The sequence below is a fragment of the Cupriavidus sp. PB-02 genome, from assembly GCF_058252315.1.
In genome coordinates this window covers 699518-714414 of sequence record NZ_CM177694.1, presented here as the reverse complement: position 1 = coordinate 714414, position 14897 = coordinate 699518, and the positions used below count along the sequence as shown (strand labels likewise).

Below are 14897 nucleotides of genomic sequence, written 5' to 3'. Positions count from 1 at the left end.
GGCAAATCGCCAACAACCCCTTTTCGCCTGCCATGGATGCCACCGATCACCAGCTCCTGTCACTCCTGCGCGACAACGCGCGCACGCCCGTCACCGCGCTGGCCCAGGCGCTGCGCGTGTCGCGCGCGACCGTGCAGAACCGGATCGACAAGCTGGAAAAGGAAGGGGTGATCGTCGGCTATACGGTGCGCCTGCGGCCCGAGGCCGAGGCACACCGGATCCGCGCATGGATGACGATCGCCGTGGAAGGCAACAAGGCCCGCGCCGTGCTGCAGGCGCTGCGCGGCGAGCCCAACGTGCAGGCGCTGCACACTACCAACGGGCGCTGGGACATCATTGCCGAGCTGCGCGCCGACAACCTGGAGGCCTTTGACCGCACGCTGGACCGGATCCGGCTGATCGACGGCATCAGCGCCACCGAGACCAGCATCCTGCTGTCGACCTACAAGCTGTAGGCGACGCTCAGGCCGCTACGCGCCCGCGCAGGCGCTCGCGCCGCGATTCCTCATGGTGCACATGACCGCTGGGGCGCAGCAGGTCGCGCAACGACAGGATCCCGGCCAGGCGCATGGTCTCCACGCTCTCCACCACCGGCAGCCGCGCCACGCTCAGCGCCGCCATGCTGCCGGCGGCGGCGCGCGCGGTCTGGCCGGGCAGCAGCACATGGGCTGGGGTGGTCAGCAGGTCGCGGCAGCGCATGCCTTGCGGCACCTCGCCCGCCGCCAGGCCCCGGATCGCGCTCCGCTCCAGCATGCCGAGCACGCGCCCGTCCGCCACCACCGGATAGGCGCGATGCGCGGCATGCTCGCCGAAATAGCGCGCCATGGCCTCGGCCACCGGCAGGTCGGCGTCGATGGCGACCACCTCGCGCGTCATCAGCTCGCCCACGTGCGCGCGCTCGAGCGGATCGACGCCGTACTCGCGATAGATATGCAGGCCGCGCCGCGCGATCTTCTCGGTCATGATCGAGCGCTTCATGGTCAGCACCGAGAAGCCGTACGCCACCGCCGTGGTCAGTAGCAGCGGCAGCAGCGCCTGCGTGTCATGGGTCAGGCCGAAGGCAAAGACGATCGCGGTCAGCGGCGCACCCAGCACGCTGCCGAGCACGCCGGCCATGCACACCAGCGCCCATAGCTGCGGCGAGCCGCCCGGCAGCCACGGGGCCAGCACCACGCCCAGTCCCGCGCCCAGCATCAGCAGCGGCGCCAGCACCCCGCCCGAAGTGCCCGAGCCCAGCGCCGCGATCCAGATCAGGGCCTTGACGGCCAGCAGCGCCACGGCGATCTCGATGGCGATGCGGTTGTTCAGCAGGTCGCCGATCACGTCATAGCCCACCCCCAGCGCGCGCGGCTCGAAATAGCCGCCGATGCCGACCACCAGCCCGCCGAGCGCCGGCCACCACATCCAGTGCACCGGCAGGCGCGAGAACGCGTCTTCAGTGCGGTACAGCGCCAGCGTCAGTGCCGCGCCCAGCGCGCCGCACAGCAGTCCGGCCAGCACGCACGAGGCCAGCGCCGGCGTGCCGGCCGCGGCGGTCTGGAGCGGGAACAGCGGGCCCGCCTCGAAGAACAGCGGGCGCAGGAAGCCCGCCACTGCGCACGCCAGCGCCACCGGCAGCAGGCTGCGCGGGCGCAGCTCGAACAGCAGCAGCTCGACCGCCAGCAGCACCGCCGCCACCGGCGTGCCGAAGATCGCCGTCATGCCGGCGCACGCGCCTGCCACCAGCAGCGCCTTGCGCTCGCCCGCCGTCAGGTGCAGGTACTGCGCCAGCAATGACGCCAGCGAACCGCCGGTCATGATGATCGGCCCCTCGGCGCCGAACGGCCCGCCGCTGCCGATCACGATGCCCGAAGACAGCGGCTTGAGCACCGCCACGCGCGGCGACATCTTGCTCTTGCCGAACAGCACCGCCTCGATCGCCTCGGGGATGCCGTGGCCGCGGATCTTGTCGCTGCCGTAGCGGGCCATCAGCCCGACGATCAGCCCGCCCAGCACCGGCACCGCGATCACCCACGCACCGAGCGCATGGCCGGCCGGCGAGCGCTCGGCCAGCGACAGCGTCTGGTAGAAAAACAGGTTGGTGAAGAAGCGGATCAGGTTGACCAGCACGTCAGCCGCGACGGTGCTGAGCGCACCGATGCCGAGCGCGATGACGGACAGCATCAGCAGGCGGCGGTTGACGGCGTAGTCGCGCTTTTCGGACGGTGCGGCGGACGACATTGGCGGGCTCCTTGTTCTTGTGCGGTGCAAAATGCGCCAATGTTGGGATGCGCTGCACCAAAGGCGACCGAATATATCACCCCGTGATATATTACGTGCACCATTCCCAAGCGCCCCCCGTCACAAGAATGCCAACCGCCCCCGCCGTCTCCGCCCTGGCGCAGAATGCCCGTGCCTGGTTACGCACTTTCGTCCCGCTGCCGGTCGCCGCGAACCGCCATGAGCGCCTCAAGAGTTGCATTGGCGCCCTGCTCGGCCTGTTCTGCACAGAGTGGATCAGCCACCAGACCCTGGGTGGCTTCAACCCCTGGTTCGTCGCGCCGATGGGCGCCTCGGCAGTGCTGCTGTTCGCGGTGCCGTCGAGTCCGCTGGCGCAGCCGTGGTCGATCATCGGCGGCAATCTGCTGGCTGCGCTGGTCGGCGTGGCCTGCGCGCGCTGGATCCCGGATCCCGGGCTGGCCGCCGCGACCGCCGTGGCGGTGGCGATCGCGCTGATGTTCCAGTTCCGCTGCGTGCATCCGCCCAGCGGCGCCGTCGCGATCACCGCGGTGTTCGGCGGGCCGGCGGTCAGTGCGCTGGGCTTCGGCTTCGTGGTGGTGCCGGTGCTGTTCAATTCGATGCTGCTGTTGTTGATGGCGCTGGCCTTCAACAACCTGTCGCAGCGGCGCTACCCGCACCGCCCGCCGGAGCCTGCGATGCAGCATGGCACCAAGGACGTGCCGCCAACCCAGCGCGTGGGTTTCACCCGTGCCGACCTGGACGCGGCACTGCAGCAGCGTGGCGAATTCCTCGACATCGAAGAAGACGACCTCGAGCAGATCCTGGTGGCCGCGCAGTTGCGCGCCTACCGCCGTCACTTCGGCAACGTGCTGTGCGGCGAGATCATGTCGCGCGACGTGGTCATGGTGCGGCCCGACCAGCCCGCCCATGAAGCCGGCCACCTGCTGTCGCGGCACCGCATCAAGGCCTTGCCGGTGGTGGACGCCAACCGGCGGTTGGAGGGGATCATCACCCAGAGTGATTTCTTTGCGGCGCAGCGGGATACCGGGGCGCGGCGGCTGGCCGGGACTGTGCGGGATCTGATGACGCGTGCGGTGGTCACTGCTCGGGCGGAACAGCCGATGGTGGAGTTGGCGCAGGCGTTTTCGGACGGCGGCTTGCATCATGCGCCGGTGATCGACGACCACCGCCGCGTGGTCGGCATGGTCACCCAGTCCGACCTGGTTGCCGCGCTGCTCAAGAGCGGCGTGATGGCGGTTCCGGGTTGAAGGTGGGCTCTGGGCTGCGGTCTTGTATGTCGATGATCGGCGGCTCTCGCTGCTGGTGACATGTTGTCGCGGCTGGTGACATGTTGTCGTTGTTTGAACCGCCTGGTTCCGCCCTCCTGGGCGGGTCACTTTTTGTCCGAGCGACAAAAAGTAACCAAAAAGCGCGTCGCCTGCGGCTGGCCTTTTATCAAGGAGGCGGCGTGGGTGGTTCGGGCGGCGGTGATTTCCGTTTTGGCGTGGCCGCGGTTCGAGCCTGCTACGCCAGGTGAGTCAGTGACGGTGCCTACGTACACCGACTTTTGAACGATCCCCATGCAGGGTGTAGGCCGCCTTCTAACCACCGTATCGCATCAACGCCTTCGGCTGCGCTGCGCGCGGCGTCCGGGTCCTAATGGCTGGGATGCGCCTGCCTGTGACACCCTCATGGGTGACAAACGAGTTCAATCACATGGGTAACACGCTGAGGCTTGGCTAGCCAAATTAGAAACCTGTTACCTATGTGCTTGAACTGTTTTGTCCCCTACGTCGGTGAACCGTACCGTCCTAAGTGACCCGCCCAGGAGGGCGGAACCAAGCGGTTCAACAGCTGCAGCATGTCACCAGCCGCGACCAGGTCGTCGATCATCGACTGCCTGCCGCAGCCACCCCAACCATGCCATATCCCCCAACCTGTTCAACATCACAATCCTATGGCACTGTGGACCCACCGGACATACCGCACCGCAGTGACGCCTGAATCACCCCCTTTCAGATGTCCCGCCCCGCCGTAAGCTATATTTACGCCGTTTCCGTCACCCGGACGGAACCTAGGGAGACCCATCAATGAGTTCCGGCCAGTTAATCGAGAAAATCGCAGCGGTTTTCGCCCTGATCGTGCTGATCGGCGGTTCCCTGCTGGTGCTCGCGCCGTTCACCACGGCGCTGCTGTGGGGCGCCATCCTGGCCTTCAGTTCGTGGTACCCGTACACAGTGCTGTCGCGTTGGCTGGGCAACCGGCGCGGCCTGGCGGCGCTGATCTGCGTGCTGGTGGCAACCGTGATCGTGCTGGGCCCGTTCGTCTACGCCGGCGCCAGCTTCTCCGCGCACCTGGACGAACTGTCCGCGCTGGTCGACCGCTATGTGGAACAGGGCCTGCCACAGCTGCCCGATTGGCTGAGCAGCCTGCCCTTCGTCGGCTCCTACCTGCACAGTTCCTGGGAGAGCGTGATCCACGCCGACTCCGAGATGGTCGCCAACCTGCGCAAGCTGATCGCGCCGGTGGGCCATGTATTGCTCGGCGCCGGGCTCTCGATCGGCGCTGGCCTGGGGCAACTGGCCCTGTCGATCATCCTGGCCTTCTTCTTCTATACCGGCGGCGAGTTCGCCATCGCCTGGCTGCGCGCGGGCATGCGCCGCATTGCCGGCGAGCGTGCCGACCACCTGCTGGAGCTGGCCGGCAGCACCGTCAAGGGCGTGGTCTACGGCGTGCTGGGCACCGCTTTTATCCAGGCCGTGCTGGCCGGCATCGGCCTGTGGATCGCGGGCGTGCCGGGCGCGGCCATCCTGGGCTTCATCACCTTCTTCCTGTCGGTGATCCCCGTCGGGCCGCCGCTGGTGTGGCTGCCGGCGGCGCTGTGGCTGTACCACACCGGCTCCACCGGCTGGGCCATTTTCCTGGTGGTGTGGGGCGTGGCGGTGGTCAGCATGGCGGACAACATCGTCAAGCCGCTGCTGATCAGCAAGGGCACCGGCTTGCCGCTGATCTGGATCATGCTGGGCGTGCTCGGCGGCGCGCTGGCGTTCGGCTTCCTGGGCGTGTTTATCGGGCCGACGCTGCTGGCAGTGGCCTATGCGCTGCTGCGCGACTGGACCATCGGCTCGGAGGGCGAGCTGAAGCAAGACCTGATGGCCGGCGATGCGATCGCCGCGACCCCGGCCGCGGCCCCTCCCACCATCTCGGCCGTGCCGGCAAGCCCTTCCGCACCGGCCGTAGTCGACAACCCCGACGTCCCGCCGGCCGCCACCGGCAAGCATCCCGGCTGATGGCAGTACATGACGCGCCCCCGGCGGCCGACCCCTCGCCCGACACCTCGCCCGCCGCGCTGCACCGGCTGGTGGCGTGCGAATACTGTGACGCCATCTACGAACGCACCCCGATCTCGCCGGGCGAACGCGCGCTGTGCCTGCGCTGCGGCGGCGAGCTCTACCGCGAGAGCCGCCGCCACTACCGCCGCCTGCTGCCGCTGGTCATCACCGCGCTGGTCCTGTTCCTGATCTCCAACGCCTTCCCGATCGTGGAGATGGACCTCAAGGGCGTGCGCACCCAGACCACGCTGTTGGGCGCGGTACAGGCGCTCAACGATGACCAAATGGCGCTGGTGGCGGCGCTGGTGTTCGCGACCACCATCCTGTTCCCGCTGTCCGAGCTGCTGATGATGGCCTACCTGCTGGTGCCGATGGCGCAGCACCGCATGCCCGCCGGCTTCGACCGCATCGTGCGCGGCATCCGCCAGACGCGGCCGTGGGGCATGATCGAAGTCTTCATGATCGGCGTACTGGTCACGCTGGTGAAGCTCTCCACCATGGCGCGCGTGCTGCCCGGCATTGCGCTGTGGTCGTTCGGGGCGCTGGTGATCGTCCTGGCGGCGATGCTGTCATTCGACCCGCGCGACCTGTGGCGCCACCTGGAATCGCCGGACGGCGACGCACAGGCCCCGGCCAGCGACCCCGGCACCCCGGACGAGGAAGGCCGATGACGGGCACCCCGCAACCGCCCCGGCAGCCGGTTCGGCTGGCTCGCCCGCGCCAGCTCGCGCGCGAGGTCGTGGCCGAACTCACCGACGACGACGAACGCACCCCGCTGCCACTGGTGCCCACCGCCAGCCGCCTGGGCCTGGTGTCCTGCCACGCCTGCGACCTGGTCAGCCCGAGCACGCTCGAAGGCGAGCCCTGCCCGCGCTGCGGCGCCACGCTGCACCATCGCAAGCCCGAGAGCCTGGCGCGCACCTGGGCCTTCCTGCTGGCGGCCTATATCCTCTATATTCCGGCCAACCTGCTGCCGGTGATGGTCACCCGCTCCATCCTCGGCACGCAGCAGGACACCATCCTGTCCGGCGTGATCTACCTGTGGTTGTCCGGCTCGCACCTGCTGGCCGTGGTGGTGCTGATCGCCAGCATCATCGTGCCGCTGCTGAAGATGGTGATCCTGACCTTCCTGCTGCTTTCGGTACATTTCCGCTCGCGCTGGCGGATCCGGCAGCAGACCCGGCTCTATGGCCTGGTCGAGGTGATCGGCCGCTGGTCCATGCTCGATATTTTCGTGGTGGCACTGCTGGCCTCGCTGGTGCGGGCCGGGGCGCTGGCCACCATCATCCCCGGCGGTGGCGCTCTCGCCTTTGGCGCGGTCGTGGTCCTGACCATGCTGGCTTCGCTGAGCTTCGATCCGCGCCTGCTGTGGGATTCGCTGGAAGATAACAATGCCCGACACTGACAACCAACCCTCCACGCCCGGCGGCACCCCACCGCCGGGCCTGCCGCGGCCCGAGCGCCGGCGCCGCGCGCGCTGGATCCCCTCGCTGGTCTGGCTGATCCCGATCGTCGCCGCCGTGGTCGGCGTCTCGCTGCTGGTGCATACGCTAGCCTCGCGCGGGCCCGAGATCACCATCACCTTCCGCACCGCCGAGGGCCTGACGCCCGGCAAGACCGCGGTGCGCTACAAGGATGTCGATATCGGCCTGGTCAAGTCGGTGCGCCTGGCGCGCGACCGCTCGCACGTGGTGGCCGTGATCGACCTGACCAAGGACGCCGAGAACTTCGCCGTGGCCGATACGCGCTTCTGGGTGGTGCGTCCGCGCTTTGCGGCCAGCGGCGTGTCGGGGCTGGAAACGCTGCTCTCTGGCGCCTATATCGGTGTCGATGCTGGCAAGTCGGGCGAATCCACGCGCGACTTCAAGGGCCTGGAAGTGCCGCCGGTGGTGACCACCGACGCCTCCGGCAAGCAGTTTGTGCTGCGTGCCTCGGAACTGGGCTCGCTCGATATCGGCTCGCCGGTGTACTACCGCCGCGTGCAGGTGGGCCAGGTGGTGGCGTACCAGCTTGAGCCCAACGGGCGCGACATCACGCTGCGCGTGTTCGTCAACAAGCCTTATGACAAGCTCGTCACCGCCGATTCGCGCTTCTGGCATGCCAGCGGCGTGGACCTGAAACTCGATGCCGGCGGGCTCAAGCTGTCGACGCAGTCGCTGGTGACGGTGCTGCTGGGCGGCGTCGCCTTCCAGGCGCCGGACCGCACTTCCGCCACCGAGGCCGCCGCCGAGAACACGCAGTTCCTGCTGGCCGGCGACCAGGCCGAGGCGATGAAGGAACCGGATGAACTGGCGCCGACGCTGGCCGTGCTCAACTTCGACCAGTCGGTGCGCGGGCTGTCGCCAGGCGCGCCGGTGGACTTCCGCGGCGTGAACGTGGGGCAGGTGCGCTCGATTGGGATCGAGTACCAGCGCGACAAGAAGGCATTCCGCATGCCGGTGGTGGTTGAGCTCTATCCCTCGCGCATGGGCTTCCGCGAGCGCGACGTAGAGGACCGCGTGCGCGCGCGCCAGATCCTCGAGGGGCTGCTCAAGCGCGGCATGCGCGCACAGCTGCGCACCGGCAACCTGCTCACCGGCCAGCTCTACGTGGCGCTCGACTTCTTTCCGAAGGCGGAGCCGGCCAAGGTCGACCTGGACGCGCCGATCCCGGAATTCGCCACCACCCCGGGCACCTTCGACCAGCTGCAGGCGCAGGTTGGCGACATCGTCAACCGCATCGACAAGGTGCCGTTCGACCAGATCGGCCAGGACCTGCGCAAGACGGTGGCGAGCCTGAACCAGACGCTGGCCACGGCCGACAAGCTGGTGCAGCAGCTCAACGGCGACGTCGCGCCGCAGGTGCTGGCGGCGCTGCAGGACGCGCGCAAGACGCTGACCACGGCCAACGGCACGCTCGCGTCCGACGCGCCGCTGCAGCAGGACACGCGCCGCATGCTGCAGGAACTGACGCGCACCGCGACCTCGCTGCGCACCCTGACCGATTACCTCGAACGCCATCCCGAAGCGCTGGTGCGCGGCAAGCCGGAGAAAGATTGATGAAGCGACTTCCTCTCACCAGCCTTCTGGCGGGCGCGCTGGCTGCTGCCGCCGTGGCCGGTTGTGCCTCGCCCGAACCGCGCTACTACACGCTGGCCCAGGGGCCCGCCGCGGTGGCGACGTTGCCGCCGGCGACGCCGGCGGCCTCCACCAATACGCTCTGGCTGGAAGTCGCGCCGGTGCGCGTGCCGGAGCGGCTCAACCGCCCGCAGCTGGTGGTGCGCGATGGCGCGGGCGGCGACGCCAGCCTGCGCTTGCTGGACCTGGCGCGCTGGTCGTCGCCGCTGCCGGATGAACTGCGCGATGCGCTGTCGCAGCGGCTACAGGCTACGCTGGGTGCGGTCGATACCTACCAGCAGGGGTTGTCAGACGTGCAGCCGCTGTATCGCATCACGACCGAAGTGCTGCGGCTCGATGCGGATGTGGGGCAGCGGGCGGGTGCCACCATCAACTGGACGGTGCGGCGGCTGCCGGATGGCAAGGTGGTCAGCGGGCGGACGCAGGCTGAGCTGCCGGCACCGGGCGCGGTGGATGGGGTGGTGGCGGCGTATCGCGAGATCGTGGCGAGTACGGCGGCGGATATTGCCGCCGGCGTGCAGTCGCTGCGGTAAGCCGGGAGTGCCCGGGCTGGCCAAAGGAGAGAAACGACAGCGCCGTCAGTCATCCCCCCAGGCCGCCAGATCCCGCTCCCGCCGCGCGGCGGCTTCAGCGGCGCGACGCCGGTCCGCCGCGGCCATCGCCGCCAGGCACTCCGCCGCCCCGCCCTGCACCAGCTTCACGGAACACGCCAGCATCAGGTTCTTGCCGAACCCGAAATCTTCCACCACAAACCCGCGCGCATCCAGCGGCCGCCCTGCTTCATCGGTCACCACCGTGACCCGCTCGCGCAGCGTGCCCGCATCCGCGCTGTAGCCCCACACCGGCTTCTGCAGCGCCACCGCAAAACCCACCTCGAACGCCGTGCCGGAATCCGGCTCGCCCGGCCCGCGGAAATCGTCGAGGTTGGCCACCACCATGTCGGCGCGGCGCAGCAGCGCGATATTGGCGTCATAGACCCAGCGCGCGGTGTCCTGGCCCGACAGGCCCTGTGGCGCGGACTTGTCGAGCGGGTACAGGCCGGTGAAACCGTGCGCGGCGCACAGCGCCTTGAGATGCTCGCCCCAGGCGAGCGCATCCTTGCGAAAGACGTCAAAGCCAGCAAGGTAGATGGTTTTCATGGCACGTGGGAGGCAGGAAAAGAGGACGCCCGCAGCATAACCCGGCGGTGCCGCCCCGCGTGCCCGAACATCGCACAATCTTGCACGCGCGCAAGTCCGCTGCGCTTTGCCGCCGCCTGCGCGGCACGTGACCCTGCGCTACCATTGCCCGTCAGGGCCGACGCCCTGCCCGCCTATCCCAACGACTTCCGCTCTTCCCATGTCCGCTCCCCAGATCCTCCAGGTCGGCCCGCTCGCGCCGCAGACCAACGCCACCCTCCAGCAGCAATACGGCGTCGCCGCGCTGTGGCAACAGGCCGATCCGCTGGCCTGGGCGGGCAGCGAGGGGCAGCAGGTGCGCGTGGTGGTGACCTCGGCGCGCCATGGCTGCAGCGCCGCGCTGATCGATGCGCTGCCGCGGCTGGAGGCCATCGTCAGCTTCGGCGTGGGCTATGACTCGATTGCGCTGGACGCGGCCCGTGCGCGCGGCATCCAGGTCAGCAACACGCCCGACGTGCTCAACGATTGCGTGGCCGACCTGGCCTTCGGCCTGCTGCTCGACGCCGCGCGCGGCATTGCATATGGCGACCGCTTCGTGCGCGCGGGGCGTTGGCCGCAGGGCGGCTTCCCGCTGACGACGCGCGCGTCGGGCAAGAAACTCGGCATCCTCGGGCTCGGCCGTATCGGCGAGATCGTGGCGCGCCGCGCGCAGGGCTTCGACATGGAGATCGCCTACAACAACCGCCGCCCGCGCGAGGGTGCACCGTGGCGCTTCGAGCCCGACCTGAAGGCGCTGGCCACGTGGGCCGACTTCCTGGTGGTGACCTGCGTCGGCGGCCCGGCAACCGCCGGTCTGGTGTCGCGCGAGGTTATCGACGCGCTCGGGCCCAAAGGCATCCTGGTCAATGTCTCGCGCGGCAGCGTGATCGACGAAGCGGCGCTGGTGGCGGCGCTGGTCGAAGGCCGCCTGGGCGGCGCGGGGCTGGACGTGTTCCAGGACGAGCCCAAGGTACCGCCCGCGCTGCTGGCGCTGGACAATGTCGTGATGGCCCCGCACATGGCCAGCGGCACGCACGAGACGCGCGCCGCCATGACCGCGCTGACGCTGCAGAACCTGGATGCATTCCTCACGAACGGCAAGGTGCTGACGCCGGTGCTGTAGCGACCTGTCGCCCTGCCTATACTGGATGCACCGGCTTCATTTCACCCTGCGGGCCGGGGTCTGGAGGGCAATATGGCACGCAAATTTATCGATTGCCGCGAGTTCCCGAGCGAAACCAACTGCACGGTTGCGCTGAGCGCCGACAGCGAGGACGAACTGCTCGAAGCCGCGGTCCAGCATGCGGTGGCGGTGCACAAGCATCAGGACACCCCTGAACTGCGCACTCAGTTGAAATCGTTGTTCAAGGAAGGCACCCCGCCGGCATGAAGCCGGCAAGGCTGGCGCCCGCGGGCGCCGGCCTCCGCCCTGGGGCTCATTCGCAGCCCTGATAAAGCACTTGAGTCAGGCCGAATACCCATGACAGCCGTCATGGCGCATCATTGACGCAGCGCTATATACAGACTTATATTGCGCCTGACACTCCAGCGGCCGCCCCCACGGCGCCGCTGGCCAGAGCTTCCCAAGGATTCCCGATGTCCGCTTTCCGTTCCCGCCGCTGCGGGATGCTGCCGCGCCTGCTGGCGGGCGCCGCCGCCGCGCTGGCCCTCGCCGCCCCGCCCGCCTTCGGCGCCGACCTGGTGGTCTCCGCCGCCTCCAGCCTGACCAACGCCTTCAAGTCGCTGGCCGAGTCGTACCAGCGCGCCCATCCCGGCACGCAGGTGGTGCTCAACTTCGGCGCCTCGGACGTGCTGATGCAGCAGATCGTCAAGGGCGCGCCGGCCGATGTGTTCGCCTCCGCCGACCAGGAAGCGATGAACAAGGCCGAGGCCGAGAATGTGATCGCCCCGGCCTCGCGCCGCAACTTTGCCACCAACCAGGTGGTACTGATCGTGCCATCGGACAGCAAGCTGGCGATCGGCTCGCTGCAGGACCTGATGCGCCCCGAGGTCAAGCGCATCGCCTATGGCAACCCGGCATCGGTGCCGGTGGGCCGCTACACGCGCGGCGCGCTGGAAGCAGCCGGGCTGTGGGATGCCGTCACCGCCAAGGGCGTGCCGGCGCAGAACGTGCGCCAGAGCCTGGACTACGTGGCGCGCGGCGAGGTCGAAGCCGGCTTTGTCTTCGCCACCGATGCAGCGGTGATGCCGGACAAGGTCAGGGTCGCCGTGCGCGTGCCGAGCCGCACGCCGGTGACCTATCCCATCGCCGTCACCAGCCAGTCGCGCCAGCAGAAGGAAGCCGCGCAGTTCGTCGACTACGTCGCCTCGCCCGAAGGCCAGGCGATCCTGTCGCGCTACGGCTTCCAGAAGCCCTGACCACGCAACCCGCGCACCATGGACGCCGTCTGGGTACCGCTGCTGCTGTCGCTGAAGGTGGCTGGCTGGGCCACCGCGCTGAACGCCGTGCTCGGCGTCGGCGCGGCGTGGGCGCTGGCGCGCTGGCGCTCGCCCCTGCGCGACGTGGTCGATGCGGTGCTGACGCTGCCGCTGGTGCTGCCGCCCACCGTGCTGGGCTACTACCTGCTGGTGCTGGTGGGCCGGCGTGGCGTATTTGGCGAGTGGCTGGCGCGGCTGGGCATCGAACTGGTCTTCACCTGGCAGGGCGCGGTGCTGGCCTCCACCATCGTCGCCTTCCCGCTGGTGCTCAAGTCCGCGCGCGCCGCGTTTGAAGGCGTGGATCATCAATTGGAAAATGCCGCACGCGTCCTGGGCGTGCCCGAGGCCGGCATCTTCTTCCGCGTCACGCTGCCGCTGGCCGCGCGCGGCATCATCGCCGGCGTGCTGCTGGCCTTTGCGCGGGCGCTGGGCGAGTTCGGCGCGACGCTGATGATCGCGGGCAACCTGCCCGGGCGCACGCAGACGCTGTCGGTGGCCATCTATGAAGCCGTGCAGGCCGGCGACGACAACACCGCCAACCTGCTGGTACTGGTGACCTCGGTCACCTGCGTGCTCTTGCTGGTGGTCGCGGGGCGGCTGGTGCCGGCGGCCGCGCGCAATCCCGCCCACCTTTACGAACGCCGGCGCCTGCGCCCTCGTGTCTTCCGCTGAGCCGCACCATGAGCATGCATGTCAGCATCCGCAAGCAGATGGTGTCGGCCGACCGGCATTTCGCGCTGGATATCGATTTCGATTCGGCGAGCCACCGCATCGCGCTGTTCGGCCCCTCGGGAGCGGGCAAGAGCCTGACGCTGCGCGCCATTGCCGGCCTGCTGGCGCCCGACAGCGGCCGCATCGTGCTGAACGGACGCACGCTGTTCGATGCTGAGGCGGGCATCGACATACGGCCGCAAGACCGCCGCGTGGCCTACCTGTTCCAGGAATATGCGCTGTTCCCGCACCTGACCGTCGGGCAGAACATCGCCTTCGGCCTGTCGCGCGGCTGGCGCAACCCGCGCCGCGCTGCGATGCACCCGGAAGCACAGCGCTGGATCGATGCCTTCGGCCTGGCCGATATCGTCGGCAACTATCCCGCCGAGATCTCCGGCGGCCAGAAACAGCGCGTGGCGCTGGCGCGCGCGCTGGTGGCGCAGCCGGATATCGTGCTGCTGGACGAACCCTTCTCCGCGCTGGATCCCGCACTGCGCGCACGCATGCGCGCCGAGCTGCGCGCGCTGCAGGCCAGCCTCGATGTGCCGATGCTGGTGATCTCGCACGATCCCGCCGACGTGGAGGCCCTGGGCGACCACGTGCTGGAAATCCGCGAAGGCCGCATCTTCGGCAGCGGCACCAGCCGCCAACATCCGCCGGTCTACGCGCCGGTGTCGGCGCGCATGGCCTGAGCGCGCAGCAGGTCGACGTAGGCGCCTTCGATCAGGTTCGACGCCGGGATGCCGAGCCGCGCCAGCAGCGCGTGCGCCTCGGCCACGCCGTCCTCCACGCGTTCCTCGTCGGCCAGCACCACTTCCAGCTCCAGGAAATCGCCCAGCGCCTCGACCCGGTCCAGGTGGACGCGCGTGCGGCCGGCCAGGTAGAGCGTGCGCAGCTTGCGCACGCGTCCGCCTTCGCCATGCGCGGCGGCCAGCGCGGCGCGCAACGTATCGGGGGAACGCGTCGGCGACAGGATGTAGAAGCTCTCCTTGGGGCCAGCCTCGTCAGCGCGCGCGTAGAAGATCAGCTCGCCATGGTCGGGCGCGAACTCGCGCAGTTTGAGCCGCCCGTTGGCGCACTGGAAGAAGGTATCATCCTGGCGGATGTATTCGGGACCTTGATCGGCCAGTGCCGCAGCGCGAGGTAGCACGGTCTCTACGCTGTCGATGCGGGCCTTGATCTCTACGTTTCTTGGCATACAGGTCTCCGTGCAATCAGCCGAGCAGCAGGCGCGCGGCAATCACCCACATGGTGACGCCGATCACCACTTCCAGCACCTGCCACGCGCGCGGCCGCGCAAACACCGGCCGCAGCAGCGCCGCGCCATAGCCCAGCGAAAAGAAGAACAGGAACGAGGCGGTCATCGCGCCCGCGGCGAATTCCGTCGCATGTCCGGCGAACTGCGTCGACACCGAGCCGATCAGCATCACCGTGTCGAGGTACACGTGGGGATTGAGCCAGGTGAATGCCAGGCACACCGCCAGCGTCGCGCCCAGCGGGCGCGGTGCGGCATCGCTCGGGTCCAGCACCGCGTTCGAGCGCCACGCAGCCAGGAAACTGCGCGCGCCATACCAGATCAGGAAGGCCGCGCCGCCATAGCGCATCGCCGTATCCAGCCACGGCAGCTTGCGGATCATCACGGCAAAGCCGGACACGCCCAGCAGGATCAGCAGCGCATCCGAGAGTGCGCACACCAGGCTTACCCAGAACACATGCTCGCGCCGCAGCCCTTGCCGCAGTACGAAGGCATTCTGGGAACCGATGGCAAGGATCAGGGAAAGGCCGAGGGAGAAGCCGGCCAGGGCGGCATGCATTGGTTGTGGAACGGCTGTTTTTTTGGGTGCTTATTATTGCATGCAACCCTTGCGCCGCTCGTTGCAGCATCTTGACGCTTGTCGTGCTTCCCTAAGGCCTGCCCTCTC

General features: G+C 68.7%; 16 protein-coding genes. 12 read left to right on the top strand and 4 right to left on the bottom strand.

Going from position 1 to position 14897, the window contains the following annotated elements:
* The first annotated feature begins 32 nt into the window (after positions 1 to 32).
* Positions 33 to 455 carry an Lrp/AsnC family transcriptional regulator gene (locus AC10V3_RS03435; RefSeq protein WP_022533779.1) on the top strand — a complete coding sequence of 141 codons (423 nt, stop codon included), beginning with the start codon at positions 33 to 35 and terminating at the stop codon, positions 453 to 455.
* Between the two features lie 7 nt (positions 456 to 462).
* On the opposite strand, the gene AC10V3_RS03430 is transcribed toward AC10V3_RS03435, so the two are convergent.
* A complete protein-coding gene (locus tag AC10V3_RS03430; RefSeq protein WP_022533778.1) occupies positions 463 to 2220 on the bottom strand; it encodes a chloride channel protein in 1758 nt (585 codons plus the stop codon).
* A 128-nt stretch (positions 2221 to 2348) separates the two neighbouring features.
* On the opposite strand from AC10V3_RS03430, the gene AC10V3_RS03425 reads away from it, so the two are divergent.
* From AC10V3_RS03425 to AC10V3_RS03400, 6 genes are all read left to right on the top strand, one after another.
* Positions 2349 to 3488 carry an HPP family protein gene (locus AC10V3_RS03425; RefSeq protein ID WP_022533777.1) on the top strand — a complete coding sequence of 380 codons (1140 nt, stop codon included), beginning with the start codon at positions 2349 to 2351 and terminating at the stop codon, positions 3486 to 3488.
* An 822-nt stretch (positions 3489 to 4310) separates the two neighbouring features.
* On the top strand, positions 4311 to 5510 hold the full coding sequence (locus AC10V3_RS03420; RefSeq protein ID WP_349605672.1) for an AI-2E family transporter: 1200 nt from the start codon (positions 4311 to 4313) through the stop codon (positions 5508 to 5510).
* Positions 5510 to 6223 carry a paraquat-inducible protein A gene (locus tag AC10V3_RS03415; protein ID WP_022533775.1) on the top strand — a complete coding sequence of 238 codons (714 nt, stop codon included), beginning with the start codon at positions 5510 to 5512 and terminating at the stop codon, positions 6221 to 6223. Before AC10V3_RS03420 ends, AC10V3_RS03415 begins: the two co-directional genes overlap by 1 nt.
* Complete coding sequence (locus AC10V3_RS03410) at positions 6220 to 6957, top strand: paraquat-inducible protein A (RefSeq protein WP_022533774.1); 738 nt, start codon at positions 6220 to 6222, stop codon at positions 6955 to 6957. Before AC10V3_RS03415 ends, AC10V3_RS03410 begins: the two co-directional genes overlap by 4 nt.
* Positions 6944 to 8590 (top strand): PqiB family protein, encoded by a 1647-nt coding sequence (locus tag AC10V3_RS03405; RefSeq protein WP_022533773.1) that lies wholly within the window; start codon positions 6944 to 6946, stop codon positions 8588 to 8590. Before AC10V3_RS03410 ends, AC10V3_RS03405 begins: the two co-directional genes overlap by 14 nt.
* Positions 8587 to 9201 (top strand): PqiC family protein, encoded by a 615-nt coding sequence (locus AC10V3_RS03400; RefSeq protein WP_349605670.1) that lies wholly within the window; start codon positions 8587 to 8589, stop codon positions 9199 to 9201. The genes AC10V3_RS03405 and AC10V3_RS03400 overlap by 4 nt, the downstream gene beginning before the upstream one ends.
* 45 nt (positions 9202 to 9246) lie before the next feature.
* Here AC10V3_RS03400 and AC10V3_RS03395 read toward each other — a convergent pair whose 3' ends face one another.
* Positions 9247 to 9807, bottom strand: a complete 561-nt coding sequence (locus tag AC10V3_RS03395; protein WP_349605669.1) for a nucleoside 2-deoxyribosyltransferase — start codon at positions 9805 to 9807, stop codon at positions 9247 to 9249.
* A 199-nt stretch (positions 9808 to 10006) separates the two neighbouring features.
* Between AC10V3_RS03395 and AC10V3_RS03390 the strand changes: the two genes are divergently transcribed.
* The 5 genes from AC10V3_RS03390 (at position 10007) to AC10V3_RS03370 (ending at position 13667) form a co-directional block, all read left to right on the top strand.
* Positions 10007 to 10948, top strand: coding sequence for a 2-hydroxyacid dehydrogenase (locus AC10V3_RS03390; RefSeq protein ID WP_022533770.1), 942 nt, complete (start codon positions 10007 to 10009; stop codon positions 10946 to 10948).
* A gap of 72 nt (positions 10949 to 11020) precedes the next feature.
* Positions 11021 to 11215: a DUF1059 domain-containing protein gene (locus AC10V3_RS03385; protein ID WP_022533769.1), complete on the top strand. Its 195-nt coding sequence runs from the start codon at positions 11021 to 11023 to the stop codon at positions 11213 to 11215.
* Between the two features lie 206 nt (positions 11216 to 11421).
* Positions 11422 to 12204, top strand: a complete 783-nt coding sequence (gene modA, locus AC10V3_RS03380) for a molybdate ABC transporter substrate-binding protein (protein WP_490923110.1) — start codon at positions 11422 to 11424, stop codon at positions 12202 to 12204.
* Positions 12205 to 12222: 18 nt separating this feature from the next.
* Entirely contained in the window at positions 12223 to 12936 is a 714-nt protein-coding gene (gene modB / locus AC10V3_RS03375; protein WP_022533767.1) for a molybdate ABC transporter permease subunit, read from the top strand.
* A gap of 8 nt (positions 12937 to 12944) precedes the next feature.
* Positions 12945 to 13667 (top strand): ATP-binding cassette domain-containing protein, encoded by a 723-nt coding sequence (locus tag AC10V3_RS03370; protein WP_349605666.1) that lies wholly within the window; start codon positions 12945 to 12947, stop codon positions 13665 to 13667.
* Here the strand turns inward: AC10V3_RS03370 and AC10V3_RS03365 are convergent.
* Both AC10V3_RS03365 and AC10V3_RS03360 read right to left on the bottom strand, forming a co-directional pair.
* Complete coding sequence (locus tag AC10V3_RS03365) at positions 13637 to 14173, bottom strand: class IV adenylate cyclase (RefSeq protein WP_022533765.1); 537 nt, start codon at positions 14171 to 14173, stop codon at positions 13637 to 13639. The two genes, AC10V3_RS03370 and AC10V3_RS03365, sit on opposite strands and share 31 nt — an antisense overlap.
* A 16-nt stretch (positions 14174 to 14189) precedes the next feature.
* On the bottom strand, positions 14190 to 14789 hold the full coding sequence (locus AC10V3_RS03360) for a LysE/ArgO family amino acid transporter (RefSeq protein WP_349605664.1): 600 nt from the start codon (positions 14787 to 14789) through the stop codon (positions 14190 to 14192).
* Positions 14790 to 14897 lie beyond the last annotated feature (108 nt).

Excerpts from the sequence above, each read along its gene's own strand:
- AC10V3_RS03390 (WP_022533770.1), top strand. The coding sequence starts at position 10,007 with ATGTCCGCTCCCCAGATCCTCCAGGTCGGCCCGCTCGCGCCGCAGACC.
- AC10V3_RS03430 (WP_022533778.1), bottom strand. The coding sequence starts at position 2,220 with ATGTCGTCCGCCGCACCGTCCGAAAAGCGCGACTACGCCGTCAACCGC.
- AC10V3_RS03410 (WP_022533774.1), top strand. The coding sequence starts at position 6,220 with ATGACGGGCACCCCGCAACCGCCCCGGCAGCCGGTTCGGCTGGCTCGC.
- modA (WP_490923110.1), top strand. The coding sequence starts at position 11,422 with ATGTCCGCTTTCCGTTCCCGCCGCTGCGGGATGCTGCCGCGCCTGCTG.
- AC10V3_RS03385 (WP_022533769.1), top strand. The coding sequence starts at position 11,021 with ATGGCACGCAAATTTATCGATTGCCGCGAGTTCCCGAGCGAAACCAAC.
- AC10V3_RS03370 (WP_349605666.1), top strand. The coding sequence starts at position 12,945 with ATGAGCATGCATGTCAGCATCCGCAAGCAGATGGTGTCGGCCGACCGG.
- modB (WP_022533767.1), top strand. The coding sequence starts at position 12,223 with ATGGACGCCGTCTGGGTACCGCTGCTGCTGTCGCTGAAGGTGGCTGGC.
- AC10V3_RS03415 (WP_022533775.1), top strand. The coding sequence starts at position 5,510 with ATGGCAGTACATGACGCGCCCCCGGCGGCCGACCCCTCGCCCGACACC.
- AC10V3_RS03405 (WP_022533773.1), top strand. The coding sequence starts at position 6,944 with ATGCCCGACACTGACAACCAACCCTCCACGCCCGGCGGCACCCCACCG.
- AC10V3_RS03395 (WP_349605669.1), bottom strand. The coding sequence starts at position 9,807 with ATGAAAACCATCTACCTTGCTGGCTTTGACGTCTTTCGCAAGGATGCG.
- AC10V3_RS03420 (WP_349605672.1), top strand. The coding sequence starts at position 4,311 with ATGAGTTCCGGCCAGTTAATCGAGAAAATCGCAGCGGTTTTCGCCCTG.
- AC10V3_RS03435 (WP_022533779.1), top strand. The coding sequence starts at position 33 with ATGGATGCCACCGATCACCAGCTCCTGTCACTCCTGCGCGACAACGCG.
- AC10V3_RS03425 (WP_022533777.1), top strand. The coding sequence starts at position 2,349 with ATGCCAACCGCCCCCGCCGTCTCCGCCCTGGCGCAGAATGCCCGTGCC.
- AC10V3_RS03360 (WP_349605664.1), bottom strand. The coding sequence starts at position 14,789 with ATGCATGCCGCCCTGGCCGGCTTCTCCCTCGGCCTTTCCCTGATCCTT.
- AC10V3_RS03365 (WP_022533765.1), bottom strand. The coding sequence starts at position 14,173 with ATGCCAAGAAACGTAGAGATCAAGGCCCGCATCGACAGCGTAGAGACC.